This window comes from Peteryoungia ipomoeae, from assembly GCF_004912165.1.
GTDB classification, from domain to species: domain Bacteria; phylum Pseudomonadota; class Alphaproteobacteria; order Rhizobiales; family Rhizobiaceae; genus Allorhizobium; species Allorhizobium ipomoeae.
This window is the reverse complement of the sequence record NZ_STGV01000004.1, coordinates 48,823-73,146: the sequence shown is the minus strand read 5'-3', so window position 1 is coordinate 73,146 and position 24,324 is coordinate 48,823. Positions and strand designations below refer to the sequence as shown.

At 56.7% G+C, this 24,324-nt stretch carries 24 protein-coding genes; 13 read left to right on the top strand and 11 right to left on the bottom strand.

Annotation, left to right across the window (positions count from 1 at the left end):
* The first annotated feature begins 48 nt into the window (after positions 1 to 48).
* From leuS to holA, 3 genes are read left to right on the top strand one after another with little or no spacing between them, the layout of a single operon-like run.
* Entirely contained in the window at positions 49 to 2,679 is a 2,631-nt protein-coding gene (gene leuS / locus FAA97_RS12745; RefSeq protein ID WP_136598937.1) for a leucine--tRNA ligase, read from the top strand.
* Positions 2,669 to 3,184, top strand: a complete 516-nt coding sequence (locus FAA97_RS12740) for a hypothetical protein (RefSeq protein WP_136598936.1) — start codon at positions 2,669 to 2,671, stop codon at positions 3,182 to 3,184. Before leuS ends, FAA97_RS12740 begins: the two co-directional genes overlap by 11 nt.
* A 9-nt stretch (positions 3,185 to 3,193) precedes the next feature.
* Complete coding sequence (holA, locus tag FAA97_RS12735; RefSeq protein WP_136598935.1) at positions 3,194 to 4,240, top strand: DNA polymerase III subunit delta; 1,047 nt, start codon at positions 3,194 to 3,196, stop codon at positions 4,238 to 4,240.
* Here holA and FAA97_RS12730 read toward each other — a convergent pair.
* The 8 genes from FAA97_RS12730 to hemE form a co-directional block, all read right to left on the bottom strand.
* Positions 4,237 to 5,115: a ParB/RepB/Spo0J family partition protein gene (locus FAA97_RS12730; RefSeq protein WP_136598934.1), complete on the bottom strand. Its 879-nt coding sequence runs from the start codon at positions 5,113 to 5,115 to the stop codon at positions 4,237 to 4,239. The two genes, holA and FAA97_RS12730, sit on opposite strands and share 4 nt — an antisense overlap.
* Positions 5,116 to 5,137: 22 nt before the next feature.
* Positions 5,138 to 5,932 carry a ParA family protein gene (locus tag FAA97_RS12725; RefSeq protein WP_136598933.1) on the bottom strand — a complete coding sequence of 265 codons (795 nt, stop codon included), beginning with the start codon at positions 5,930 to 5,932 and terminating at the stop codon, positions 5,138 to 5,140.
* A gap of 21 nt (positions 5,933 to 5,953) precedes the next feature.
* Complete coding sequence (rsmG, locus tag FAA97_RS12720) at positions 5,954 to 6,565, bottom strand: 16S rRNA (guanine(527)-N(7))-methyltransferase RsmG (protein ID WP_136598932.1); 612 nt, start codon at positions 6,563 to 6,565, stop codon at positions 5,954 to 5,956.
* Between the two features lie 10 nt (positions 6,566 to 6,575).
* A complete protein-coding gene (mnmG, locus tag FAA97_RS12715; protein ID WP_136598931.1) occupies positions 6,576 to 8,450 on the bottom strand; it encodes a tRNA uridine-5-carboxymethylaminomethyl(34) synthesis enzyme MnmG in 1,875 nt (624 codons plus the stop codon).
* Positions 8,451 to 8,482: 32 nt separating this feature from the next.
* Positions 8,483 to 9,814, bottom strand: a complete 1,332-nt coding sequence (gene mnmE, locus FAA97_RS12710) for a tRNA uridine-5-carboxymethylaminomethyl(34) synthesis GTPase MnmE (RefSeq protein WP_136598930.1) — start codon at positions 9,812 to 9,814, stop codon at positions 8,483 to 8,485.
* 45 nt (positions 9,815 to 9,859) lie between these two features.
* A complete protein-coding gene (gene rho, locus FAA97_RS12705; RefSeq protein ID WP_136598929.1) occupies positions 9,860 to 11,125 on the bottom strand; it encodes a transcription termination factor Rho in 1,266 nt (421 codons plus the stop codon).
* 185 nt (positions 11,126 to 11,310) lie between these two features.
* Positions 11,311 to 11,850, bottom strand: a complete 540-nt coding sequence (gene hemJ / locus FAA97_RS12700) for a protoporphyrinogen oxidase HemJ (RefSeq protein WP_136598928.1) — start codon at positions 11,848 to 11,850, stop codon at positions 11,311 to 11,313.
* Position 11,851: 1 nt separating this feature from the next.
* Positions 11,852 to 12,889 carry a uroporphyrinogen decarboxylase gene (gene hemE / locus FAA97_RS12695; protein WP_425467420.1) on the bottom strand — a complete coding sequence of 346 codons (1,038 nt, stop codon included), beginning with the start codon at positions 12,887 to 12,889 and terminating at the stop codon, positions 11,852 to 11,854.
* A gap of 395 nt (positions 12,890 to 13,284) precedes the next feature.
* Here hemE and FAA97_RS12690 point away from each other — a divergent pair, with 395 nt between their 5' ends.
* The 5 genes from FAA97_RS12690 to dnaQ are packed head-to-tail and all read left to right on the top strand — an operon-like array spanning position 13,285 to position 16,883.
* Positions 13,285 to 14,106 carry a pyruvate, water dikinase regulatory protein gene (locus FAA97_RS12690; protein WP_136598927.1) on the top strand — a complete coding sequence of 274 codons (822 nt, stop codon included), beginning with the start codon at positions 13,285 to 13,287 and terminating at the stop codon, positions 14,104 to 14,106.
* Positions 14,107 to 14,140: 34 nt separating this feature from the next.
* The gene (locus FAA97_RS12685; RefSeq protein ID WP_136598926.1) at positions 14,141 to 14,740 is read left to right on the top strand and encodes a Maf family protein; all 600 of its coding nucleotides are present in this window, start codon (positions 14,141 to 14,143) and stop codon (positions 14,738 to 14,740) included.
* The gene (locus tag FAA97_RS12680; RefSeq protein WP_136598925.1) at positions 14,733 to 15,587 is read left to right on the top strand and encodes a shikimate dehydrogenase; all 855 of its coding nucleotides are present in this window, start codon (positions 14,733 to 14,735) and stop codon (positions 15,585 to 15,587) included. Before FAA97_RS12685 ends, FAA97_RS12680 begins: the two co-directional genes overlap by 8 nt.
* Positions 15,584 to 16,189: a dephospho-CoA kinase gene (coaE, locus tag FAA97_RS12675; RefSeq protein WP_136598924.1), complete on the top strand. Its 606-nt coding sequence runs from the start codon at positions 15,584 to 15,586 to the stop codon at positions 16,187 to 16,189. Before FAA97_RS12680 ends, coaE begins: the two co-directional genes overlap by 4 nt.
* Entirely contained in the window at positions 16,182 to 16,883 is a 702-nt protein-coding gene (dnaQ, locus tag FAA97_RS12670) for a DNA polymerase III subunit epsilon (protein WP_136598923.1), read from the top strand. Before coaE ends, dnaQ begins: the two co-directional genes overlap by 8 nt.
* A 47-nt stretch (positions 16,884 to 16,930) precedes the next feature.
* Here the strand turns inward: dnaQ and secB are convergent, their stop codons facing one another.
* Together secB and FAA97_RS12660 are read right to left on the bottom strand one after the other, a co-directional pair.
* A complete protein-coding gene (secB, locus tag FAA97_RS12665; RefSeq protein WP_136598922.1) occupies positions 16,931 to 17,404 on the bottom strand; it encodes a protein-export chaperone SecB in 474 nt (157 codons plus the stop codon).
* 92 nt (positions 17,405 to 17,496) lie between these two features.
* Positions 17,497 to 17,979, bottom strand: a complete 483-nt coding sequence (locus FAA97_RS12660; protein WP_136598921.1) for an FxsA family protein — start codon at positions 17,977 to 17,979, stop codon at positions 17,497 to 17,499.
* A 144-nt stretch (positions 17,980 to 18,123) separates the two neighbouring features.
* Here FAA97_RS12660 and FAA97_RS12655 point away from each other — a divergent pair, with 144 nt between their 5' ends.
* The 5 genes from FAA97_RS12655 (at position 18,124) to gyrB (ending at position 23,432) form a co-directional block, all read left to right on the top strand.
* Positions 18,124 to 18,822 carry a Tim44/TimA family putative adaptor protein gene (locus tag FAA97_RS12655; RefSeq protein ID WP_136598920.1) on the top strand — a complete coding sequence of 233 codons (699 nt, stop codon included), beginning with the start codon at positions 18,124 to 18,126 and terminating at the stop codon, positions 18,820 to 18,822.
* Positions 18,819 to 19,937 carry a murein transglycosylase A gene (gene mltA / locus FAA97_RS12650; protein ID WP_136598919.1) on the top strand — a complete coding sequence of 373 codons (1,119 nt, stop codon included), beginning with the start codon at positions 18,819 to 18,821 and terminating at the stop codon, positions 19,935 to 19,937. The genes FAA97_RS12655 and mltA overlap by 4 nt, the downstream gene beginning before the upstream one ends.
* Positions 19,934 to 20,491 carry a Smr/MutS family protein gene (locus FAA97_RS12645; RefSeq protein WP_246041447.1) on the top strand — a complete coding sequence of 186 codons (558 nt, stop codon included), beginning with the start codon at positions 19,934 to 19,936 and terminating at the stop codon, positions 20,489 to 20,491. Before mltA ends, FAA97_RS12645 begins: the two co-directional genes overlap by 4 nt.
* Positions 20,488 to 20,853: a helix-turn-helix domain-containing protein gene (locus tag FAA97_RS12640; RefSeq protein WP_136598918.1), complete on the top strand. Its 366-nt coding sequence runs from the start codon at positions 20,488 to 20,490 to the stop codon at positions 20,851 to 20,853. The genes FAA97_RS12645 and FAA97_RS12640 overlap by 4 nt, the downstream gene beginning before the upstream one ends.
* 143 nt (positions 20,854 to 20,996) lie before the next feature.
* Positions 20,997 to 23,432, top strand: coding sequence for a DNA topoisomerase (ATP-hydrolyzing) subunit B (gyrB, locus tag FAA97_RS12635; protein ID WP_136598917.1), 2,436 nt, complete (start codon positions 20,997 to 20,999; stop codon positions 23,430 to 23,432).
* 95 nt (positions 23,433 to 23,527) lie between these two features.
* Here gyrB and FAA97_RS12630 read toward each other — a convergent pair whose 3' ends face one another.
* Complete coding sequence (locus FAA97_RS12630) at positions 23,528 to 24,118, bottom strand: nitroreductase family protein (RefSeq protein ID WP_136598916.1); 591 nt, start codon at positions 24,116 to 24,118, stop codon at positions 23,528 to 23,530.
* Positions 24,119 to 24,324 lie beyond the last annotated feature (206 nt).

The window sequence follows — 24,324 nt, the reverse complement described above, 5'->3', positions numbered from 1 at the left end:
GATGAAGGTCAGCCACTCTTTTTCAAGCAATTCCCGGAAATTCGACTGATGGCTATCGAACGTTACAACCCGCGCGACGCTGAACCTCGCTGGCAGGCAAAATGGGCCGAGACCAAGGTCTTCGAAACCGACAATTCCGACCCGCGCGAGAAATACTACGTGCTGGAGATGTTCCCCTATCCATCGGGGCGCATCCATATGGGTCATGTTCGCAACTACGCCATGGGCGATGTTGTGGCACGCTACAAGCGCGCACGGGGTTACAACGTTCTCCACCCGATGGGCTGGGATGCGTTTGGCATGCCGGCCGAGAACGCTGCCATGCAGAACAAGGTACACCCGAAGGACTGGACCTATCAGAACATCGCAACGATGCGCGGTCAGTTGAAGTCCATGGGTCTTTCGCTCGACTGGTCGCGCGAGTTCGCGACCTGCGACGTCGACTACTACCACCGCCAGCAGCATCTCTTCCTCGACATGATGGAAAAGGGGCTCGTGTACAGAAAGCAGTCGAAGGTAAACTGGGACCCGGTGGACCAGACGGTTCTGGCCAACGAGCAGGTTATCGATGGCCGCGGCTGGCGCTCTGGTGCTCTGGTGGAGCAGCGAGACCTGACGCAATGGTTCTTCAAGATCACCGAGTTCAGCCAGGATCTGCTCGATTCCCTCGAGACGCTGGACCACTGGCCGGAAAAGGTCCGGCTGATGCAGAAGAACTGGATCGGCCGCTCGGAAGGTCTGACCCTGCGTTGGGAGCTTGTCGGCTCCACAGCGCCTGAAGGTTTCGATGAGCTGACAGTCTATACGACACGACCGGATACGCTCTTCGGCGCGTCTTTCATGGCAATCGCCGCCGACCATCCCCTGGCAAAAGCAGTCTCGGAAAAGAACGCGGCGCTTGCCGAATTCTGTGACGAATGCCGCCGTGCTGGCACCTCGCTCGCTGCCCTGGAAACGGCAGAGAAAAAGGGCATGGATACCGGCATAAAGGTCAGGCATCCGTTCGATCCGAATTGGGAACTGCCCGTCTATATCGCAAACTTCGTGTTGATGGACTACGGAACCGGCGCGATCTTCGGATGCCCTTCCGGCGACCAGCGCGACCTGGACTTCGCTCGCAAATACGATCTGCCTGTCGCACCGGTGGTCATGCCTGTTGGCGGCGATGCCGCAAGCTTCAAGGTCGGCGACACCGCTTTCGATGGCGACGGCGTAATGATCAACTCCCGTTTCCTGGACGGTCTCACGAACGAAGAGGCTTTCCAGCGGGTTGTTGAAAAGCTCGCTACCATGGAGCTTAACGGCGCCCCTCAGGGCGAACGCAAGGTGCAGTTCCGCCTGCGTGACTGGGGCGTGTCGCGTCAGCGCTATTGGGGCTGCCCGATCCCGGTCATCCATTGCGATGACTGCGGCGTGCTTCCTGTGCCGAAATCAGATCTGCCGGTAAAGCTGCCTGACGACGTGACCTTCGATGTGCCGGGCAATCCGCTGGATCGCCACGCGACCTGGCGCCATGTTGCTTGCCCGCATTGCGGCAAGGAAGCCCGTCGCGAGACAGACACCATGGACACATTCGTCGATTCGAGCTGGTACTACGCCCGCTTCACGGCACCCTGGGAAGACAATCCGACCGACCCTGCGGTCGCCAATCGCTGGTTGCCGGTGGACCAGTATATCGGTGGAATTGAGCATGCAATCTTGCATCTGCTCTACTCCCGCTTCTTCACCCGCGCCATGAAGGCCACTGGCCATGTTGGTCTGGACGAGCCTTTCAAGGGCCTTTTCACCCAGGGTATGGTGGTCCACGAGACCTACCGCCTTGGTTCCGGTGCCGCCGGCCAGTGGATCGCGCCGGCCGATATCCGCATTGAAGAAATTGACGGCCAGCGCAAAGCCTTCTTGCTCGAAGGTGGCGACGAGGTCCAGATCGGCTCTATCGAGAAGATGTCGAAGTCGAAGAAGAATGTTGTCGATCCAGACGACATCATCGCATCGTATGGCGCCGACACCGCGCGCTTCTTCGTTCTGTCGGACTCGCCTCCGGATCGCGATGTAATCTGGTCCGAAGCTGGCGTCGAAGGCGCTCACCGGTTTGTTCAGCGCGTCTGGCGTTTGATTTCGGAAGCTGCCGAGGCCTTGCGATCGGTCGAGAGCAAACCAGCGACGGCCGGCGAGGCACTGGAAGTCTCTCAGGTTGCGCACAAGACACTGAAGGCAGTGCAGACTGACCTGGACAAGCTTGCTTTCAACAAGGCAATTGCCCGCATCTACGAGCTGGTAAACGCACTGGCTGCGCCGCTCACAACAGTCGCTGCCGGGAAAGCTGATGAGCCGTATAAAGCCGCGGTCCGCAATGCAGCTGAAATTCTGGTCCAGCTGATTGCGCCAATGACACCGCATCTGGCCGAAGAGTGCTGGACCGTGCTCGGTCGTCAAGGCCTCGTCGCGCAGACCGCATGGCCGATCTACGAAGAAAAATTGGTTGCTGAAAACGATGTCACACTTCCGATCCAAATCAATGGAAAGAAGCGTGCTGAATTGACAATCAGCCGCGACGCAGACCAGAATGCCGTAAGTGAAGCGGTCCTGGCGCTCGATGCGGTCAAGACGGCGCTCGCCGGTCAAACACCCAAGAAAATCATCGTTGTGCCGCTGAGGATCGTGAATATTGTCGTCTAACCTGAAAAATTCGAAGCTGCTGCGCCGCAGTCTGATTGTTGGTGCGGCAATGCTGTTGGCTGGTTGCCAGGCAAGGCCCCTTTATCTGGATGAAGCGGGGGAAACCCGTGCAAGTCTTGGAGCCATTGCGTTTTCCGAAGCGAAAACACGCGTCGGCCTTGAGACTCGTAACCGCCTCATTTTCCTGGCAGGCGGCGGCGCACAGCCGAAGACGCCAGAATATCGCGTAGACTTGACTGTCACCAGTTCCGTGCAGGGTGTTCTGCTTGATAGAGCAGCTGACCGTCCCAATTCCGGTCGGGCACTGGCAGTGGGCGACTTTAAGCTGACGCGCATTTCTGATGGCGTGGTGATGAAGACCGCGCGGCGTCAGACGGTTGCCCTGTTCGATTACCCGCGCCAGGAATACGCGCGCCTGCGCTCCGTGCGGGATGCGGAGACCCGCGCTGGCCGGGAACTGGCCGAGCTGATCTACGCCGATCTGGCAACGGCTCTGGCCCGCTGACGCGGCGTCATGGTTGAGATAAAATCCCACGAGTTTGACGGGTTTTTGCAGAAATCCGTCAAGCACTATCGGCTTTTCATTGTTTATGGCCCCGATCGTGGTCTCGTGTCCGAGCGAGCCACCCAAATTGCCGGGCTGACTGGTGTCGATCTCGAGGACGGTTTTGCCGTTACCCGACTTGAAGCGGCCGACCTTCAGGGGCAACCCGGTCGCCTGCTTGACGAGATCAACGCGCTTGGACTTTTCGGCGGTGATCGGCTGGTCTGGGTCAAAGGGGCGGCCAACGAAAAGCCGCTCGTCGATGGCCTGCAGATCCTTTCTGCCGATCCACCAATTGGTAGCCATCTCCTCATCGAAGCTGGCGATCTCAAGAAGGGATCGGCATTGCGCAAAGCTGGTGAGACACCGCGTTCTGTTGCGATGATCGCATGTTATCAGGACGATGGACGTGCACTGAATGCATTGATCGATCAGGAATTGGCAGCAGCAGGGCAAAGGATTACCCCTGATGCCCGTGAGCTGCTTCTAAGCCTGATTGGTGGCGATCGCATCGCATCACGCAATGAATTGCAAAAGCTACTTCTCTACTGCCGCGGCGAAGAGCTTGTTGATGAACGTCACGTTTCCGAAATAATTGGCGATGCAAGCGCAATTTCGACAGATGAAGTCATCGACTGCGTTCTGCAGGGCGATCCGGACGGACTGTTGCACGCGGTGCAGAAGATCATCACGTCGAAGACGGCCGTGTTCCTGCTGTTGCAGTCTGCCCTCAAACAATTCCAATTGCTTGAGATTATGCGGCTTGAGATGGATGAGCGAAATTCGCAAGTTGCAAGTGTTATGCAGACCTATGGGCGGGGCATCCATTTTCGCCGGAAGCCACTCGTCGAAAAAACGTTACGAAACTGGAATAGTTACGATCTGAACCGAGAGGCAAGCAGGATGTCTGCTGCAATTCTGCAGAGCCGACAGAGGCAATCCCTGGAAGATAACCTCGTCCTTCAGACACTGCTGGCTACCACATTGCAGGCGGCCAAACGCAATCGCCGCGGCTAACGGCCTTCCAGCAACCGGCAGATCTGTTCAAGCTGGTCCAGGCTCTTGTAATTGATCCGCAGTTGACCACCATCGCCCTTGTGATTGATGGAAACGGCGAGGCCGAGGCGATCCGTCAGGCTGCGTTCCAGGGCAAGCGTATCGGAATCTTTTTCAGCTTTTGGGACTGGCCCACCGGAGGTCTGTGCCTTGATGTGATTTTGCGCCAGCTTCTCGGCATCTCGTACAGACAATCCCTTCGAGACAATCGTCCGAGCGAGGGTAACCGGATCTGGTGTCGACACAAGCGCCCGCGCATGGCCAGCCGAAAGAGACCCTTCAGCCAGCATATCTCGAACGGGATCCGGAAGCTTCAACAGTCGAAGGCTATTGGCGACATGACTACGGCTCTTGCCGATTATTTCCCCGAGATCATTTTGAGTGTAGCCATGCTCGGCGATCAGCTGGTCATAACCCAGGGCTTCTTCAAGAGGATTGAGATCTGACCGCTGGACATTTTCAACGATTGCAAGTTCAAGCGCTGTACGGTCATCCACATCGCGCACGATGACCGGGATGTCGACTAGGCCAGCAAGCTGGGCAGCGCGCCAGCGACGCTCACCCGCAATAATTTCGTAGCGATCTGCGGCGACAGTACGGACCACGACCGGCTGGACAATGCCGTGCTGACGGATCGATCCAGCAAGGTCCTGCAACTCGCTTTCATCAAAGTATCGACGGGGATTCCGAGCTGTCCGGGAGACAAACTCAATCGGCACAGTGCGATCAGGGTTGACGCTGGGCTTCGCTCCCGGAGCTGCAACGGGCTGATCCATCTCTCCAATCAATGCAGCAAGACCGCGCCCAAGTCGACGCTTCGAAATATCTTCACTCATTGGAACCCCTCGTTATTACGGCTTAGGCTGCCTTGCGCTGACGCTCGCGCTGTATCACTTCAGAAGCCAATTGCAAATATGCCTGACTTCCAGCGCACTTCAGATCGTAGAGGATCGCCGGCTTTCCATAGGAGGGCGCCTCCGACACGCGCACATTTCGTGGGATCAAGGTGGTATACACCTTTTCTCCCAGATGCTCCCGCACATCGCTGACAACCTGTTGGGCGAGATTGTTGCGTGAATCAAACATCGTCAAGACGATACCCTGGATATCGAGGGTAGGGTTGACCGACTGGCGAACCTGATTGATCGTTTCCAGCAATTGGCTAAGCCCCTCCAGCGCAAAGAACTCGCACTGCAAAGGAACAAGAATAGAATGGGCCGCCGCCATGGCATTCATGGTCAAAAGATTGAAGGAAGGCGGGCAATCCAGGAGAACATAGCTATATTCTCGCGCATCATCCAGGGCGAGTGCATTCTTCAAGCGAAAGACACGATCTGCTTCCTGGGAGATTTCCATCTCAAAACCCAAAAGGTCCATGGTGGATGGCACAATAGAGAGGTTCGGTACGCTCGTCGCGAGGGCGGCTTCCGTGATTGAGTGATCGCCAACGAGAACATCGTAGGAGGACAGTTTTCGATCCCGGCGATCGATACCCAGTCCAGTGCTCGCATTTCCTTGTGGATCAAGGTCGACAATGAGCACACGCTCACCAATTGCGGCGAGTGCAGTCGCAAGGTTGATTGCGGTGGTCGTCTTGCCGACGCCACCCTTCTGATTCGCGATGGTGATGATGCGATTCTTCTCGAGACTCATAGGGCACCCGACAATTGGCCACTAGCGGCGCTTGAGCGAGGAAATTTCCAGAATTACTGAATCGGTTTCGACGATGCTCTGATGTACTATCAGATCAAATTGCCAGCGACCACGTGCTTTGTTGATTTCAGCCTGATAATCCCGGCCTTTGTGGAGAATAAGTCGCAATTTTTCGTTGGAAATCGCCCAAGGCTCGCAGTAGTCGAAGAGAATATCGAGTTCAGCGAGCGCTCTCGCAGAAATCGCATCGGGTGCCGACAAGGTTTCATGAGCAGATTCGATGCGAATAGGATGAACGGTGCCTCTTGCCTGCGTCTCCGCAAGGGCCATCCGCAGGAAGCTGCACTTCTTCTTGTTGCTCTCAACAAGATCAACCCAACCGGCACCATATTCGGTTAGTGCGATTGCCGTAATGATTCCCGGAAAGCCTCCTCCGCTTCCCAGGTCGATCCAACGATTGGGGCCCTTTAAGATCGACTGGAGTTGCAGCGAGTCTCGTACATGTCGATCCCAGATCTCGTCCAGTGTTGAGGGGGCAACCAGGTTGATCGTGCGTGCCCATTTGCGGAAGAGGTCAACAAAGACATTCAGCTTCTGTTGCGTTTCACGTGAAACATCCACAACTTCTTTCATGGCCATTCCTTCAAGACGCCCGGCGCTGCTTATCTGCTTTTTCCAAATGGGCGATAATCAAAGCAATGGCGGCGGGTGTCATGCCTTCGATCTGCGCAGCCTGTGCCAAATTAGTCGGCCGCATCCCTTCGAGCTTTTGCTTCAACTCGTTGGATAGGCCAGAAATTCCTTTAAAATCAAATAGATAAGGAATTTTCTTCCGTTCTTCCGCACGCAAACGTTCAATATCAGCAGCCTGTCGATCAAGATAGACGCTATAGAGTGCATCTATTGCGACAAGCTCTGCTACGCGCCTGTCCTTGTTCGCGAGATCAGGCCAAAGAACCACAAGATCATCCCAGGTGATGTCGGGATAGGACAAGAGTTCCAACGCTGACCGGCGGCGACCATCCTGGTTGATGACCACTGATCTGGCCTTCGTCTCCGACGGGGTGGTCCTAAGGCCTGCCAACTCAGCATGAAGCGCCTGCCTCTCACGCTGGTAAACGGTGAACTTTTCAGCCCGCAGCTGTCTCACACACCCCAACTCAATACCCTTTGGCGTCAGTCGCATATCGGCATTGTCGGCTCTCAGGGAAAGGCGGTACTCCGCACGGGATGTAAACATCCGGTAAGGTTCTGCCACGCCTCTAGATGTGAGGTCATCGATCATGACGCCGATATAGGAGTCGGTACGGCTGAGAACCCATGTGTCACGACCGGCCGCACGAAGTGCGGCATTGACGCCTGCGACAAGGCCTTGGGCGCCTGCCTCTTCGTAGCCCGTCGTGCCGTTGATCTGGCCCGCCAAAAAGAGGCCCTTAGCGTTTATAACTGACAGATCGTGGTTCAGCTGCCTAGGATCGACGTAGTCATACTCGATGGCATATCCCGGCTGCAGGATCACCACGTCTTCCAGCCCTGGGATGGACCGGATGAAAGCCTCCTGAACGTCGGCAGGCAGCGAGGTCGATATGCCGTTTGGATAGATCGTATGATCATCCAGTCCCTCTGGCTCAAGGAAGATCTGATGGCCGTCTCGGTCGCCAAAACGACTGATCTTGTCTTCGATCGAGGGGCAGTAGCGCGGCCCCACTCCCTCGATCTTTCCGGAATACATTGCCGACCGCTGGAGATTGTCACGGATGATGCGATGCGTTTCAAGCGTGGTGCGGGTAATGCCACAGGAGATCTGTGGTACCTGGATGCGATCGGTCAGTAAGGAAAATGGTATCGGTTCTGCATCAGCTTCCTGCTGTTCCAGCCGCTCCCATTTGATCGTTCGCCCATCAAGACGTGCGGGTGTCCCTGTCTTCAAACGACCAAGCTGCAAGCCCAGCGCTGCAATGTCATCGCTCAGGCCAATCGCAGGCGGTTCGCCGATACGGCCGCCCGGTGTCGTCTCGTCACCGATGTGAATCACACCGCGGAGGAAGGTGCCAGTGGTTAGTACGACCGCATTGGCCTTCAGGCGTCGCCCGTCTGCAAGCACAACGCCGCCGACAAGACCTTCCTCGCGAATAAACGCCTCGACCGCGCCACCGATCAGAACAAGATCTTCATACTCTCCCAGGAGCCTGTGAACCGCTTCACGATAGAGCCTGCGGTCCGCCTGTGTACGCGGACCCCAGACCGCCGGACCCTTTTTCCGGTTCAGCATGCGGAACTGGATACCGCTCAAATCAGCAGCGCGGCCCATGATACCGTCGAGCGCATCGATCTCGCGAACTAGATGACCTTTGCCGAGACCCCCAATCGCAGGATTGCAGGACATGGTGCCGATCTTGGTGATATCGTGGGTGACAAGGGCCGTGCGGGCACCCATACGCGCAGCAGCGGCCGCCGCTTCCGTTCCGGCATGACCGCCACCAACGACGATTACGTCGAACTGATCATCATCAAGCATTGTGCACCCTCACAGGGTTCGTTTCACGTGAATCACTTGCCGACACAGAATTCGGAGAAGATTTTTCCCAAAAGTGTTTCGGTATCGATACGGCCGGTAATCCGCGCCAATTCTTCGGCGGCGTGTCGAAGATATTCCGCCCTGAGTTCAAGCGGCAGTTCCGATCTCTCCAGGCAATCGCTCAAACTGGAGCGCGCTGCCAACAGTCGCTGTGCATGCCTCAAACGGCTTGGGATTGCAAGACTGCCGACACGTGTGCGGGCAACAACGCTTTCCAGGATCATGCGACGGAGCAGGTCTATCCCCCGCCCATCGATAACTGAAACCGCCAGGCTTTCGGCGCTTTCGAACGGGTAGACCTCATCGCGCAAATCGAGCTTTGTCGAAACGTCAATCACGGGAATGGCGTTCTCCGGGAGATCGACCTCGCCCGCCACACCTGGAGCCCTCAGGCGCAGTATCAAATCCGCATCAGCGATCGTCGTTAACGCACGACGGATGCCTTCCTGCTCGACGCGGTCCTCCGTGTCACGCAGGCCTGCCGTATCGTAAAGATGTATCTTGTAGCCCTCGAGATCGAGCTCGCAATGCAGGACATCGCGCGTGGTGCCGGCGACGTCCGTGACAATGGCTATATCGCGCCTTGCAAGTGCATTCATGAGGCTGGATTTGCCGGCATTGGGCGGGCCCGCCAGAACCACCCGGAAGCCGTCGCGGATGATCTCTCCGGTCTTGATGGAATCGATTACCGTATCGATCTCAGATTGAAGCTTGGCGACCTCAGACCAAACACGGTCTGAGACAGAGCCCGGAATGTCGCCCTCATCGCTAAAATCGAGTTCGGCTTCGATCATGGCACGAGCGAAGATCAGACGTTCACGCCAGCCTTCATACAGAGAAGATAGATGACCGGCGGATTGTTCTGCAGCGAGTCGGCGCTGCATTTCGGTTTCGGCAGAGAGTAGATCGGCAAGCCCCTCGATTTCCACCAGGTCGAGCTTGCCGTTTTCGAAAGCGCGGCGGGAAAACTCGCCGGCTTCCGCAAGGCGCAAACCTTCGAATCCGGCTAACTCATTCAGAACCGCGTTCACAACGGCCTTGCCGCCGTGCAGATGCAATTCCGCGCAGTCTTCGCCGGTAAAGGAATGGGGCGCTGGGAAGAGAAGAACAAGGGCTTTGTCAAGGAGCTGTCCCGATCGTCCGACGATGGACCGCAGCGCGGCATATCGCGGTTTAGGCAGCGGCTGTGCCGTAATCCGCTGTGTTGCATCCAGGCTCAAAGGGCCGCTGATGCGAATGACCGCGACACCGGCAGGTGGCGCTCCCGAAGCGAGTGCGAAGATAGTCTCTTTGGCCGCGGTCATCAATCATGTCTCCTGACAAGGGAACCGGCGCAAGGCCGGCTACCATCAGGTGTTCATCGAATCGAAGAAATCGCCGTTGTTCTTCGTCTGCTTCAGCTTGTCGATGAGGAACTCGATCGCATCGGTCGTTCCCATCGGCGCGAGGATACGACGCAGGACAAAGATCTTCTGCAGGTCCTGGCGTGGGACAAGGAGGTCTTCCTTACGCGTGCCGGACTTGAGAATATCCATGGCCGGGAAGATTCGCTTGTCGGCAACCTTGCGATCCAGAACGATTTCCGAGTTGCCGGTGCCCTTGAATTCTTCGAAGATAACTTCGTCCATGCGGCTGCCGGTATCGATCAAAGCCGTCGCGATGATTGTCAGCGAACCGCCTTCCTCGATGTTACGAGCTGCACCGAAGAAGCGCTTCGGACGCTGCAAGGCGTTCGCGTCCACACCACCGGTCAAAACCTTGCCAGAAGACGGCACAACAGTGTTGTAGGCGCGTCCGAGGCGGGTGATGGAGTCGAGCAGGATAACAACGTCGCGGCCATGCTCTACGAGGCGCTTGGCCTTTTCGATGACCATTTCAGCAACCTGAACGTGGCGCACTGCCGGCTCATCGAAGGTCGAAGAAACAACTTCACCCTTCACAGAACGCTGCATATCGGTCACTTCTTCCGGACGTTCGTCGATCAGCAGAACGATCAGGTAGCATTCCGGATGGTTGGCTGTGATCGAATGCGCGATGTTCTGCAGGAGAACCGTCTTACCTGTGCGGGGAGGGGCAACGATCAGGCCGCGCTGTCCCTTGCCAAGCGGCGCCACCAGATCGATGACGCGTGCAGAGTTGTCCTTCGAGGTCGGCACATCAAGTTCCATCTTGAAGCGCTCGTTTGGATAGAGCGGCGTCAGATTGTCGAAATGGACCTTGTGGCGGATCTTTTCCGGATCCTCAAAATTGATCGTGTTGACTTTCAGAAGAGCGAAATAGCGCTCTCCCTCTTTCGGTCCGCGGATCGGACCCTCGACAGTATCACCTGTTTTCAGCGAGAAGCGGCGAATCTGCGAAGGCGAAATGTAGATATCGTCAGGACCTGGCAGATAGTTGGCATTTGCCGAACGCAGGAAGCCGAAGCCATCCTGCAAGACTTCCACAACCCCCTCGCCGATAATCTCAACATCCTGGCTGGCCAGCATCTTGAGGATCGCAAACATCAGCTCCTGTTTGCGCATCGTGCTCGCGTTCTCGACTTCGAGCGATTCAGCAAAGGTCAGAAGGTCTGTTGGCGATTTGCTCTTGAGTTCTTGTAGCTTCATTTCAGCCATGAAGGGGACCATAGGGATAGAGTTTTGGGAAGGATCGGCGTGCGGCAGGAATTCTGAACGATTGCGAAAGCCGCAATTCACGGAATGTTACGCAAGCCAAGGAGGAGAGTGGCGCAAAAATAGCGACTTCAACCCTGCACCGCAAGTGAAAAGCAGCAGGGGCGAAAATTAACAGTCGCGACCACTTAAAACGGCTTCACCACGGCGAAGACGACAATTGCGATCATGAGAAGGGTAGGGACTTCGTTCATACCGCGCCAGAACCGCGGCGTTCGGATGTAGCGCCCTTCACCGAAAGACCTAACGGCTTTGGCGAAATATCCATGAACGCCAGAAAGCGCGATGACACAAGCCAGCTTCGCATGCAGCCAGCCACCCGAGAAGTCGAACATCGACCAGGCGAGGTAGAGCCCCAGTACCCAGGAGACGACCATGGCCGGCGTCATGATTACGCTCATGAGCCGGCGTTCCATGACGGCAAAGGTCTTCGCCTGTTCGGAGGCGGGATCAGCATCGCTGTGATAGATGAACAGCCGCGGCAGATAGAGCATGCCCGCCATCCAGGAGATCACGGCGATGATATGCAGCGCCTTGATCCAGGGGTAGGCGACATCCGGCCCCGCGATCATGATGCCTGCCGCAACAAGACCGAAAAAGATCAGCGCTCCGGCGGCCTTGCGGCCCGCCCGCTGACCGGGCTTCAAATCCGTCTGACGCATCTCCATGTCAGCCAAAACTCCGAACGCGGCGCACGAGGTCGGTCACATGATCCGGATTGGCCTGGGGGGTAATGCCGTGGCCAAGATTGAAGATCAGAGGCCCATGACCCAAAGCCTGCAGGATGGCATCAATTCCCTCTTCCAGCGCAGCACCACCAGCGACAACCCGCATCGGATCAAGATTGCCCTGGACCGGGCCGTCCTTCTGCAGTTCAGCAGCAAAACTCAAGGGCACCGACCAGTCGAGGCCGATCGCATCGGCACCAGTCTTCTGCCGATAGGTTTGCAGCAGCAGACCTGCGCCCTTTGCAAAGGCAATGATCTTGGCGTGAGGCCGGCGTGCCTTCACGGATGCAATCATGCGGGCAACGGGGGCCACGCAAAATTTGGCAAATTCTTCTTCGCCAAGAACACCAGCCCAGGAATCGAAGATCTGCACCGCGTCAGCACCCGCATCAATCTGCGCCACGAGATAATCGGCTGAAACCTCTGCAAGGAAATGCAGGAGTTGCTCGAAGGCTTGCGGATGGCGATAGGCAAAGAGGCGAGCCGGCGCCTGATCGGGGGTCCCATGGCCAGCAATCATATAGGTCGCAACGGTCCAGGGCGCGCCACAGAAGCCGAGCAGGGTGGTTTCCGCCGGGAGCTCCGCACGCAGCTTCGCAACCGTCTCCATGACGGGACGCAAGTGCTCTGTCACCCCATCTGGAGAAAGAGCCCTGATCTCCGCCTCGTCGATCGGATCCATCTGGGGACCATGCCCTTCAGTGAAACGAACATTACGTTTGAGTGCGTCGGGGATGACCAGGATATCGGAAAAAAGGATGGCCGCGTCAAAACCGTAACGTCGGATCGGCTGAAGCGTCACCTCGGTGGCAAGCTCTGGGGAGTAACAGAGATCAAGGAAGCTTCCTGCTTCCGCTCTCGTTGCGCGATACTCTGGAAGGTAGCGACCAGCTTGTCTCATGAGCCAAATGGGCGGCGGGGTAATTGTCTTGCCGTTCAATACGTCGAGCAATTTCCGGTTCACATCGGTCAAGGCCATGCCCCTTCATAAAAGAAAAGATATTATTGAATCTTCTTCTATTTCTAAGAGTCTGTGGCTATCAAGGTTTAATAGAAGTCCACAGCCAAGTCCCCGTCAGCGATTTGTCGCAGGTTTCTCGGCAAGAGTCTTGCGGGTTCGCGGCGATCTGTGGACAGATCGATATTAACCCGCAATATCAAATGGCTGCGAGAGCCGTTAATCAAATGGTCCTGTGGATGAATGGTTCAAATAGGAAGGTCTATTTCCCTTCTCCTCATTATCCACAGCCCTCGCTTTTCGATGCCAGGCTCGGTTAGGGATGTGGATAAATCGAGGGTTTTCCCGGAGCCTCCGACTGGCGCCGGTCTAAGCGTTCGGTTATCCCGGGATATCAACAGGGGGGTCAGAACATCGTGGAGAACCGGAAAAGCTTCTTCCATCTTCACATGATTTCTGACTCAACGGGCGAGACATTGATCTCTGCCGGTCGAGCCGCCACGGCACAGTTTCGCGGCGTTACGGCTATCGAACACGTCTACCCTCTCATTCGCAGCAAAAAGCAGGTCAAGTCCCTCATCGAGGCAATCGATCGCGAACCAGGTATCGTCCTCTACACTCTGGTAGATCCTGATCTGACAGCTTTGATTGAGGCGGGATGCCACGAACTCGGTCTTCCCTGCGTGAACGTTCTCGCCCCGATCGTTGATACCTTTCACAATCACTTGGGAGCCCCCTATCGTGGTAGAGTGGGGGCACAGCACGTCTTAAACGCTGATTATTTTGCCAGGATCGAAGCGTTGAATTTCGCCATGGACCATGATGACGGTCAGGCGACAGAGGATTACGACGATGCAGATATCGTGGTCATCGGTATCAGCCGCACGTCAAAGACGCCCACCAGCATCTATCTGGCTTACAGAGGCTACAAGACCGCCAATCTTCCGATCGTGCCCGACATGCCGCTGCCTGCGGCATTGCTGACGGCAACGCGCCCCTTGATTGTCGGCTTGATCGCGACCTCTGACCGGATTTCGCAGGTACGGGAAAACCGGATTCTCGGGTCGACGCCTGGTTATGACAGGCGGGACTATCTTGATCGTGCGACTATCACGGAGGAGCTGAAATATATGCGGGCGCTTTGCGCGCGCAACAATTGGCCCGTCATTGACGTGACACGCCGCTCCATTGAAGAGACAGCCGCCGCAATCATTGCCCTGCGTATGAAGGTGGGCTAACCGATGTCTGTCTTGTTTCACTGAAGGATTGATGATGGCGCATCCCCTGATCCTGGCCTCAGGCAGTCTGGCGCGGAAAAGCTTGTTGGCGAATGCAGGCCTCGACGTGGCGGTCGTACCGGCAAGCATTGATGAGCGGCAGGTTGAGGCAGACCTTCCTCTCGATGATAGAAGCCCGGAAGGGATTGCCCTTCACTTGGCGATCGCGAAAGCTAAGGCCGTTTCGGTCGATCATCCCGGTGCTCTCGTGATCGGATGCGATCAAACCATGTCCTTGGACAAAACCATTTTACACAAGGCGGCGAGTTTGGATGCGGCCCGTGAGACACTCCGCCTCTTGAACGGAAAGGGACATCGCCTTAACAGCGCTGTCTGCCTGGTTCAGAGCGGCGACGTCGTCTGGCAGCATGTTGGAATTGCGACCATGCAGGTGCGGAGATTATCTGAAAGCTTCATGGAGAGCTATCTCGATCGGAACTGTCCGGCAATTCTCTCAAGTGTGGGTTGCTATCAGCTTGAGGGTGAAGGCGTGCAGCTGTTCGAGGCGATCGAAGGCGACTATTTCACAGTGCTCGGTCTGCCGCTTTTGCCGCTCCTTGGCGCCCTTCGTAAACTTGGGGTTAACCATGAATGATTCACGTGAAACAATCGACGCGAAAGCATTTGTCGCCGGCTATCCGATTGCCCATTCGCGGTCTCCTCTCATCCACCGCTATTGGCTGAGCCAGCTTGGAATTGCGGGAAGCTACGAGAAGATTGCTGTGACACCCGAGGCCTTCCCGGATTTCCTCGACGCTCTGCGGTCTGGTGAATTTCGTGGCGGCAACATCACCATTCCCCACAAGGAAGCTGCTCTTAAACTGAGCGATGTGGTCGATCCTGTTGCGGAGGCCATTGGAGCGGCGAATACGCTCTGGGTCGAAGACGGCCTGATCCACGCGACCAATACCGACGAGACGGGCTTTCTTGCCAATCTGGATGCGTCTGCTCCTGGCTGGGACGCGTGTGACACAGCCGTGGTGCTCGGGGCAGGCGGCGCAAGTCGCGCGATACTTCATGGCCTTTGTGAACGCGGCATCAAACAGATCTACGTTGTCAACCGAACCATCGAAAGGGCGAAGGAGCTCGCCGACCGGTTCGGTGGCGCGATTTCAGCGCATCGCCTTGAGGCATTGGACGAGCTGCTTGTGGGAGCTGGATTGTTCGTCAACACGTCATCACTCGGCATGGACAACTCCCCTGTTCCGACCCTCGGGTTCGACCACATGCTGCCGCACTCGGTGGTGACGGATATCGTCTACGTGCCGTTGAAGACGCCGTTCATGCTGGCCGCGGAAACGGTTGGGATGAGGACGGTTGATGGCTTGGGCATGTTGCTTCATCAGGCTGTGCCTGGATTTGAAAAATGGTTTGGTGTGCGTCCAGAGGTCACGCCGGAACTCCGCAATCTTGTACTCTCTGACATCGGCCAGCATTCATGATCATAATCGGCCTGACCGGCTCGATCGGCATGGGGAAATCCACGACGGCAGCTTTGTTTGCCGCTGAGGGGGTTCCTGTTAACGACGCCGATCAGGTGGTTCACGATCTTTATCGCGGCTTGGCCGTTCCCCTGATCGAAGCCGCTTTCCCCGGTGTCGCGACATCGGGCGAAGTAGACCGTCAGAAGTTGGTAGCTGCGCTGGCGCAGAATCCGGCTAACTTCTCGAAACTTGAATCAATCGTGCATCCGATGGTTCGCGAGCACGAGCGGGAGTTTCTGAGGCAGCAGGCGGCAAGGGGGACGGATATCGTCTTGCTTGATATTCCGCTGTTGTTTGAAACCGCTGGCGAAGATCGCGTCGATGTCATCGTTGTTGTGAGCTGCGATGCATCTATCCAGCGTCAGCGCGTTCTTTCTCGTCCTGGTATGACACCCGAGAAGTTTGAGCTCATTCTTGCACGGCAACTGCCTGACGCCGAGAAACGAATAAGGGCGGATTATATCATCGATACGGGCCATGGTATCGAGGATGCGAGACGACAGGTTCAAAGCCTACTTGCGCAAATCCGCGCACAAACAGGAGAGAACAAGGATGCGTGAGATCGTTTTCGATACGGAAACCACGGGACTTGAGAACAAGGCCGATCGCGTTATCGAAATCGGCGGCGTTGAACTGCTGAATCATTTTCCGACTGGACGGACGTTCCACGTCTATATCAATCCAGGTGACCGCAAGGTTCACCCGGACGCGCTTGCCGTTCACGGGATCACCGATGATTTCCTTAAAGACAAGCCGAGCTTTGCCGAGATCGTTGGCGCGATGCGGGAATTCTTCGACGGAGCCAAATGGGTCGCGCACAACGCCAACTTCGACATTGGGTTTATCAATGCGGAATTCGACAGGCTAAGCCTGCCGCCGGTGGCGCCGGATCTTGTGGTCGATACGCTGGCGTTGGCTCGCCGCAAGCACCCCATGGGGCCGAATTCACTTGATGCGCTGTGCCGTCGTTATGGTATCGACAATTCGCACCGTACCAAGCATGGCGCACTTCTCGATTCCGAACTGCTGGCAGAAGTGTATATCGAAATGCTTGGCGGCCGACAGGCGGCCCTCGGATTTGGGGTCTCGGATACACGTCAGTCGCGTTCGGACGAGATCATCGAGATCGTCGAAGTGTCTTATGAGCGGCCCCGCGCTTTGGTTCCAAGAGTTTCGGAGGCAGAGGCAGCCGGACACAGCAAGCTTCTGGCGCGCCTCGGCGACAAGGCAATCTGGTCACGGTACCAACAATAAAAAAGGGGTCCAACGGGACCCCTTATTCACTCTCAGTTTCGGCGGACTTAGTTTGGTGCCGAAGTCTTGGCGCGTCCCTGTTCTTCGGCCACGCGCTGCGCAAACATCTGCGAAAAATCGATCGGGTCGATCATCAATGGCGGGAAGCCGCCGTTGCGGGTTGCATCGGCGATGATCTGACGCGCGAAGGGGAAGAGCAAACGCGGGCATTCAATGAAGAGAACAGGCAGCATGTGCTCCTGCGGGAAGCCGGCAATCCGGAAGACGCCGCCATACACAAGTTCTGTCACAAACACGACCTTATCGCCGTCTTTGGCTTCTGCGCTCAATGTCAACACGACGTCGAAGTCGGTTTCAGACAGCGGATTGGCGTTGACGTTGACATTGATGTTGATGGCCGGTGCCTTGTCTCGAGCCTGAAGCGAACGCGGCGCACCCGGATTCTCAAAGGAAAAATCTTTGATGTACTGAGCAAGGATATTGAGGGACGGAGAAGTCGTTCCCGAATTGTTGTCGGCCATAGGGCGTGTCCTCGAAGATGAATGCTAAGGCCATCTAACATTTGAACCCTGCGCTTACAACCCTCGCGCTCCCTCGTGAACCGTCGTCAAGATCAACGACCGATACGCGGATCGCGCCAGGGAGTGTCATGCCGGGGTTCTTCGCTGCTGTAATCATCCTCGCCAAGATCAATGACATCCGCATCTCCGGAAGTGCGGGTATAGCCGGACGAAAAATTGGTCCGCACCACGAAGCGATCGCTGACGATCTTCCAAGCGAGATCCCGAATGGCCGGGATGAAGAGAAGAAGACCTATGATGTCTCCGACAAAGCCCGGAATGATCAGCAGGAAGGCCGCGACCACCAGAAGCGCGGCATGGACGAGCTGGGAGCCCGGGTTTGCTCCGCGTCGGGTCTCTTCCTGCAGCTTTCTGAGGATACCCGTCCCCTGGTGACGCAAAAGCGCGATGCCGATGATTGCCGACAGAACCACGAGCCCGATGGTTGATAGTATGCCGATAGCTTGCCCTACAACAATAAAACCCGCAATTTCGACAAGAGGTGCGATAAGAATGAGCACCAGAGGCAGGCGCATAAGGAGGCTCCAGCTATGTTGAATCGCCGTTTGCCATTGCTGTGGGCAGAACGGACGAAAGAATGCGTGACGACATTTGAATGATTGTTCTCACAAGACTATATGGGGAAGTGAAAATGCAAATCAATCGAACCGGCGGATTTCATGCAGTCTAGCGATTTTGTCACTCTGTTCTTTCTCGTTGCGGCGGTGCTGATTTTCTTCCAGCTGCGCAGCGTCCTCGGACGACGGACGGGCCATGAAAAACCGCCCTTCGATCCCTTCTCGCAACGGGAGCAGATCCGAGATCAGGGGGGAGATGACGGAAAGGTGGTAACACTGCCGCGTCGCGAAGAAGGTGCCCCCGATGAGCGGTTTTCCGAGATTGACGCCTATGCCGCTGTTGGAACGCCGCTGAATGAACAGCTGCGGGCACTGGCTGGCCATGACCCGAGCTTCCGACCAAAGGAATTCCTCAACGGCGCAAAGATTGCTTATGAGATGATCGTCATGGCCTATGCCGATGGCGACCGGAAAACTCTGAAGGGTCTGCTGTCCCGAGACGTGTTCGAAGGCTTTGAGGGCGCGATCGCAGAGCGCGAGAGCAGGGGTGAGGTTATCAAGTCAACCTTTGTCGGCGTTGAAAAAGCCGACATCATCCAGGCCGGTGTTCGTGACAATGAAGAGCAGATTACCGTGAGGATCGCCAGTCAGCTGATCAGCGCCACTTATGACAACGAGGGCAAGCTTGTGGAAGGCGATGCCGAAGCGGTCGCGGATGTGAATGATATGTGGACCTTCGCGCGCGACATCCGATCGCGGGATCCAAACTGGAAGCTGGTTGCGACTGAAGCCGAACAATGACGGAGTCCGGCCAGTCGTATCACCTCGTTGAAGCGCGTTTCGAGGATTTGCCTGGCTGGGCGACGGATGATCCCTCAGCGCTCTGGCCCGCTCTGGCCGATTGCTTGCGCCAGATTGATGAGGTCAAGCAGTATCGCACGGGTACCTTGGGACTGACTGCGGAAGACCTCCGTCCCCTGCTGTTGGCGGCAGCCTGTCACGTGCCAGCCAACCCGCAGGAGGCGAGACGCTTCTTCGAAACGCATTGCGTGCCGCTTCGCATCGTTCCGGATGACGGCCCTGCGGGATTGGTGACGGCGTTCTACGAGCCTGAAGTTCTGGTGTCTGATCGACCCACACCTGAATATGCCCATCCCTTCTACAGACGGCCAGACGACCTGATCGATGTAAGCGATGCCAATCGGCCTGCGGCAATTGATGGATCATACGCTTTTGCGCGAATGGTCGGATCGACGATCGATCTCTACCCGGATCGGCAGGCTATCGATGGCGGTTATCTGGAGGGAAAAGGCCTCGAGATTGCCTGGGCACACTCGAAAGTCGACGTCTTCTTTGCCCATGTCCAGGGGGCGGCCCGCCTCAGATACCCTGATGGTCGGATCAGGCGAATTACCTATGCCGCCAAGGCGGGGCATCCCTTTTCCGCCATCGGTCGCAAGCTCATCGATCTCGGTGAAATCGATGAGACCGAAATCTCGATGCAGTCCATCCGGGCTTGGCTCTCGGCCCATCCCGAGCGGATGGATGAGATCCTTTGGCACAACAGATCCTACATATTCTTCCGCGAGGCGGAGGTCACGGATCTATCACGTGGCCCCATTGCCGCAGCCAAGGTGCCTTTGATTGCTGGCCGTTCGCTCGCAGTGGATCGAAGCATTCATACCTTTGGGTTTCCCTTCTTCATTGTGGCACCAACGCTGCGCCGTCTGGACAAGGGCTCAAGTTTTGCTCGATTGATGCTGGCGCTGGACACAGGTTCGGCGATTGTCGGGCCCGCGCGGGGGGATATCTTTACAGGTTCCGGAGATCTGGCCGGAGAGCTCGCAGGCGCCGTGCGCAATGCAGCTGACTTCTATATACTGTGCCCCAAAGCTGCAGCTGAGAGGTATCGGTGAGCGGATCGGGGTCGAAGCTAAAGAAGGAAGATCGGGTTCTCTGGGGCAAGGTGGCGCGCACCACACGTCCGCTTCCCGGTCGCATGGAAGACCTTGTCGAATTCGACGATGTTATCGAGCAGGACAAGACGGAGGCTGCAGCACGGCAAGCCTTGCCAGAGAAGCCTGTCGCGGACCCCAAATCGGACAACGTCAGTAAAAAGCCTGACGGTCAGCGGCATCACCCCTTGGAACGACCGGTCAAACGCAAGCTCTCCAAAGGACATCTGGCGCTCGAGGCACGGATTGATCTGCACGGCCTTTTTCAAAGCGAGGCGCATGGCATGCTCCTCGACTTTCTCATGAGGGCACATGAGCGCGGTTTGCGCCACGTTCTTGTCATTACCGGAAAAGGCAGTTCGTTTGGCAGCGAGGGCGCGTTAAAGCGCGCCGTACCGCTCTGGTTCTCACTGCCAGAATTCAGGTTCCTGATCTCGTCCTACGAGCCAGCCGCCAGAAAACATGGCGGCGACGGCGCGCTCTATGTGCGGCTGGCGCGACAGGGGCCGCGATGACGCCGTTCGGGGATGCAATGCGGGAGCTGCGCCGGATCAAGGGCGTGTCTCAGAAGCAGATGGCTGAAGCGCTGCAGGTTTCCCCAGCCTATCTATCGGCGCTGGAGCATGGCAGGCGCGGTCAACCGAGCTTCGACTTCCTCCAGCGCGTCGCAGGCTATTTCAATGTCATCTGGGATGAAGCGGAAGACCTCTTTGCGGCGGCAGGCCTGTCTCACCCGCGCGTGGTGGTTGATACCTCAGGACTTCCCTCAGATTACACCGCTTTTGCCAATGCATTGGCCAAGGTGATTCGCCACCTTCCCCCGGACGTGATAGAAGACATGCAAATGGCTCTGGATAGGGGAAGAAAACGGTCGTAATCACGTCCCAGGCCCTGTCTATCCACGGGAAACGGCGCTCGCGCCTTTGGAACTCAACCCGAAACACCTATAGTCGAAGGTCTCGGAGAAGCCTGATTCGCATTAGGCTAATGCTTCGCAGATCGATTGGAAAGAATTGCTGAATGACCGACATGCCGACCACGGAAACAGGTGTACCGGCCGAATACGGCGCGGACTCGATCAAGGTGCTCAAGGGGCTCGACGCCGTTCGTAAGCGTCCGGGCATGTATATCGGTGATACCGATGATGGTTCCGGTCTGCACCACATGGTCTATGAAGTGGTCGATAACGCCATCGATGAAGCGCTTGCGGGCCATGCGGATATCGTCACGGTTACGATCAATGCCGATGGTTCCGTCACCGTGACCGATAACGGCCGCGGCATTCCGACCGACATCCACACGGGTGAAGGGGTGTCGGCTGCTGAAGTTATCATGACGCAGCTCCATGCCGGCGGCAAATTCGATCAGAACTCCTACAAGGTTTCCGGCGGTCTGCACGGCGTTGGCGTCTCTGTGGTGAACGCCTTGTCTGTGAGCCTCAGCCTGAAGATCCGCCGCGCTGGCAAAATCCACGAGATGAGCTTCACGCATGGTGTTGCCGATGCGCCGCTGAAGGTGACTGGCGAATACGAGGGCCGTTCCGGCACGGAAGTCACGTTCCTTCCGAGCCCGGAAACTTTCACCAAGACAGAATTTGACTACAACACGCTCGAGCACCGCCTGCGCGAACTTGCCTTCCTCAATTCAGGCGTTCGGATCGTTCTCACCGATCGGCGGAAGTCTGATATCCGCCAGGAAGAGCTGCTATACGATGGCGGCCTAGAGGCGTTTGTCCGCTATCTCGACCGCGCGAAAAAGCCGCTGGTCGATACGCCTGTTGCCATTCATGGCGAAAAGGACGGGATTACGGTCGAAGTGGCGTTGTGGTGGAACGACAGCTATCACGAGAACGTCCTTTGTTTCACCAACAACATTCCGCAGCGCGACGGTGGCACGCATATGGCGGGCTTCCGTGCGGCGCTGACGCGCCAGGTGACCTCCTACGCTGACACCTCCGGTATTCTGAAGAAGGAAAAGGTGTCGCTGCAGGGGGAAGACTGCCGCGAAGGGCTGACCGCCGTGCTTTCGGTTAAGGTGCCGGACCCGAAGTTCTCGTCCCAGACCAAGGACAAGCTCGTTTCATCTGAAGTTCGGCCGGTGGTCGAAAATCTCGTGAACGAAGCGCTGAGCACGTGGTTTGAAGAGCATCCGACACAGGCAAAGGTTCTTGTCGGGAAGGTCGTCGAAGCCGCAATTGCACGTGAAGCGGCGCGCAAGGCGCGTGAGCTGACCCGCCGCAAAGGTGCTCTCGATATTGCATCTTTGCCGGGCAAGTTGGCGGATTGCTCTGAACGTGATCCGGCTAAGTCCGAACTCTTCCTCGTCGAGGGTGACTCCGCAGGCGGTTCGGCAAAGCAGGGTCGTTCCCGGGAAAGCCAGGCCATTCTTCCGCTGCGTGGTAAAATTCTCAACGTCGAGCGCGCGCGCTTTGACAAGATGCTCTCGAGCCAGGAAATCGGCACGCTGATCACCGCGCTTGGCACGTCGATCGGCAAGGATGAGTTCAACGCCGACAAGTTGCGTTATCACAAGATCATCATCATGACAGATGCTGACGTCGACGGCGCCCATATTCGCACCCTGCTGCTGACCTTCTTCTTCCGTCAGATGCCGGAACTGATCGAGCGCGGACATCTCTATATCGCCCAGCCGCCGCTTTATAAGGTCGCGCGTGGGAAGTCCGTCCAGTACCTGAAGGACGAAAAGGCGCTGGAAGACTATCTGATCACGATGGGCCTCGAAGAAGCGACGCTCACGCTGACAAATGGTGAAGTCCGTGCCGCCCAGGATCTGCGCGACGTCATCACCGATGCCTTGCGTCTGCGGTCATTGGTTGACGGTCTGCATTCCCGCTACAATCGTAATGTTATCGAACAAGCCGCTATCGGCGGAGCCTTGAACCCCGAGCTTACGGGCAACCGGGAGATGGCGGAACAGACAGCGGCAAAAGTTGCGCAACGACTTGATATGATTGCCGAAGAAACCGAACGTGGCTGGCAAGGCTTCGTTACGGAAGAAGGCGGCTTGCGCTTTGAGCGTATGGTTCGCGGCGTGAAGGAAGTCGCTTCAGTCGACAACGCGTTGATCGGCTCTGCCGACGCGCGCCATATGGATCAGATGTCGGCTCGGCTACGGGAGATTTATGCCGAGCCTCCTGTGCTTTCTCGTAAGGAGGGACGTACGGAAATTTCAGGCCCGCGCGCTCTCCTGGATCAGATCTTCGCTGCGGGGCGTAAAGGCCTGTCGATGCAGCGCTATAAAGGCTTGGGCGAAATGAATGCCGAGCAGCTGTGGGAAACCACGCTTGATCCAAATGTGCGCTCGCTGCTGCAGGTCAAGGTGCACGATGCGACAGATGCCGATGGCTTGTTCTCAAGGCTGATGGGGGATGAGGTCGAGCCGCGGCGTGACTTCATTCAGGAAAATGCGCTGAGCGTCGCCAACCTCGATATCTAGTTCTGAAGGCCGCTCTCGCGGCCTTCTTTTTTGCGCAAAATGTTTCACGTGAATCATCGTTAACGTGATTCACGTGAAACCGTTAACGCCTATTGCTAGAGGTGGCCCTCGAACGCCACCTCAACAACGGACCGCCGGTCGCTCGGTTTCTCGCGTTCCTGCAGCGCTGCGGGCAGGGCATCCAGGGGGCCTTGATGCCCTATGGCAATTGCTGCCTCAAAATGAAGGTCGTCCTCAGAAGCACGCAGCACTTCATGCACGCGGTCAAAATGGACACCGGTCATGGCATGCGCAAAATATCCCATCTTCAGAGCTTGAAGGGCGAGATAGCCCCAAGCCGTTCCGCAGTCGAAGCTGTGGTTGCGCAGTGGTCGCGGCTCAGAATCGGGCCTCTTCGAGGTCATGGCGGAGAATAGGAAGACCAGCGCTGAGGCATTCTTGACCCACTCTTGATTGAAGGGCACCAAGAGCTCAAGCATCGTCGCGAACGCGTCTGTATCCCGATGCGCGTAGACAAAGCGCCAGGGTTGCGAGTTTGATGCTGAAGGGGCCCAGGTCGCTGCCTCAAGCATCGTGAGCAGATCGTCCCTCGAAATGGGCTTGGCGTCAAACGCCCGTGGGGACCAGCGGTCCAAAAACATGGAATCGATTTCAAATCGAGCGTGGCGATCATTGCTGGTGGTCATGGCATCTCCAAGTGTTTTGGCTATTCGTCAGGTGGTGCGGATTTATCTGGCGGCAAGACTTAAGCCCCAGAAAGCTAGAGCCAAGCTTTAACGAATATGCTTCATCCTGGCGTTTGAACGGGCCAAAAGACATTTGCCCTTTAAAAGGCTGTTGCAGTGCAAAAACTCTGATAGTCTGTTCTACTTCTGGCAGATTGTCCGCTGGA

Excerpts from the sequence above, each read along its gene's own strand:
- leuS (WP_136598937.1), top strand. The coding sequence starts at position 49 with ATGGCTATCGAACGTTACAACCCGCGCGACGCTGAACCTCGCTGGCAG.
- holA (WP_136598935.1), top strand. The coding sequence starts at position 3,194 with ATGGTTGAGATAAAATCCCACGAGTTTGACGGGTTTTTGCAGAAATCC.
- FAA97_RS12730 (WP_136598934.1), bottom strand. The coding sequence starts at position 5,115 with ATGAGTGAAGATATTTCGAAGCGTCGACTTGGGCGCGGTCTTGCTGCA.
- FAA97_RS12725 (WP_136598933.1), bottom strand. The coding sequence starts at position 5,932 with ATGAGTCTCGAGAAGAATCGCATCATCACCATCGCGAATCAGAAGGGT.
- rsmG (WP_136598932.1), bottom strand. The coding sequence starts at position 6,565 with ATGAAAGAAGTTGTGGATGTTTCACGTGAAACGCAACAGAAGCTGAAT.
- mnmG (WP_136598931.1), bottom strand. The coding sequence starts at position 8,450 with ATGCTTGATGATGATCAGTTCGACGTAATCGTCGTTGGTGGCGGTCAT.
- mnmE (WP_136598930.1), bottom strand. The coding sequence starts at position 9,814 with ATGACCGCGGCCAAAGAGACTATCTTCGCACTCGCTTCGGGAGCGCCA.
- rho (WP_136598929.1), bottom strand. The coding sequence starts at position 11,125 with ATGGCTGAAATGAAGCTACAAGAACTCAAGAGCAAATCGCCAACAGAC.
- hemJ (WP_136598928.1), bottom strand. The coding sequence starts at position 11,850 with ATGGAGATGCGTCAGACGGATTTGAAGCCCGGTCAGCGGGCGGGCCGC.
- hemE (WP_425467420.1), bottom strand. The coding sequence starts at position 12,889 with ATGGCCTTGACCGATGTGAACCGGAAATTGCTCGACGTATTGAACGGC.
- FAA97_RS12685 (WP_136598926.1), top strand. The coding sequence starts at position 14,141 with ATGGCGCATCCCCTGATCCTGGCCTCAGGCAGTCTGGCGCGGAAAAGC.
- FAA97_RS12680 (WP_136598925.1), top strand. The coding sequence starts at position 14,733 with ATGAATGATTCACGTGAAACAATCGACGCGAAAGCATTTGTCGCCGGC.
- coaE (WP_136598924.1), top strand. The coding sequence starts at position 15,584 with ATGATCATAATCGGCCTGACCGGCTCGATCGGCATGGGGAAATCCACG.
- dnaQ (WP_136598923.1), top strand. The coding sequence starts at position 16,182 with ATGCGTGAGATCGTTTTCGATACGGAAACCACGGGACTTGAGAACAAG.
- secB (WP_136598922.1), bottom strand. The coding sequence starts at position 17,404 with ATGGCCGACAACAATTCGGGAACGACTTCTCCGTCCCTCAATATCCTT.
- FAA97_RS12660 (WP_136598921.1), bottom strand. The coding sequence starts at position 17,979 with ATGCGCCTGCCTCTGGTGCTCATTCTTATCGCACCTCTTGTCGAAATT.
- FAA97_RS12655 (WP_136598920.1), top strand. The coding sequence starts at position 18,124 with ATGCAGTCTAGCGATTTTGTCACTCTGTTCTTTCTCGTTGCGGCGGTG.
- mltA (WP_136598919.1), top strand. The coding sequence starts at position 18,819 with ATGACGGAGTCCGGCCAGTCGTATCACCTCGTTGAAGCGCGTTTCGAG.
- FAA97_RS12640 (WP_136598918.1), top strand. The coding sequence starts at position 20,488 with ATGACGCCGTTCGGGGATGCAATGCGGGAGCTGCGCCGGATCAAGGGC.
- gyrB (WP_136598917.1), top strand. The coding sequence starts at position 20,997 with ATGACCGACATGCCGACCACGGAAACAGGTGTACCGGCCGAATACGGC.
- FAA97_RS12630 (WP_136598916.1), bottom strand. The coding sequence starts at position 24,118 with ATGACCACCAGCAATGATCGCCACGCTCGATTTGAAATCGATTCCATG.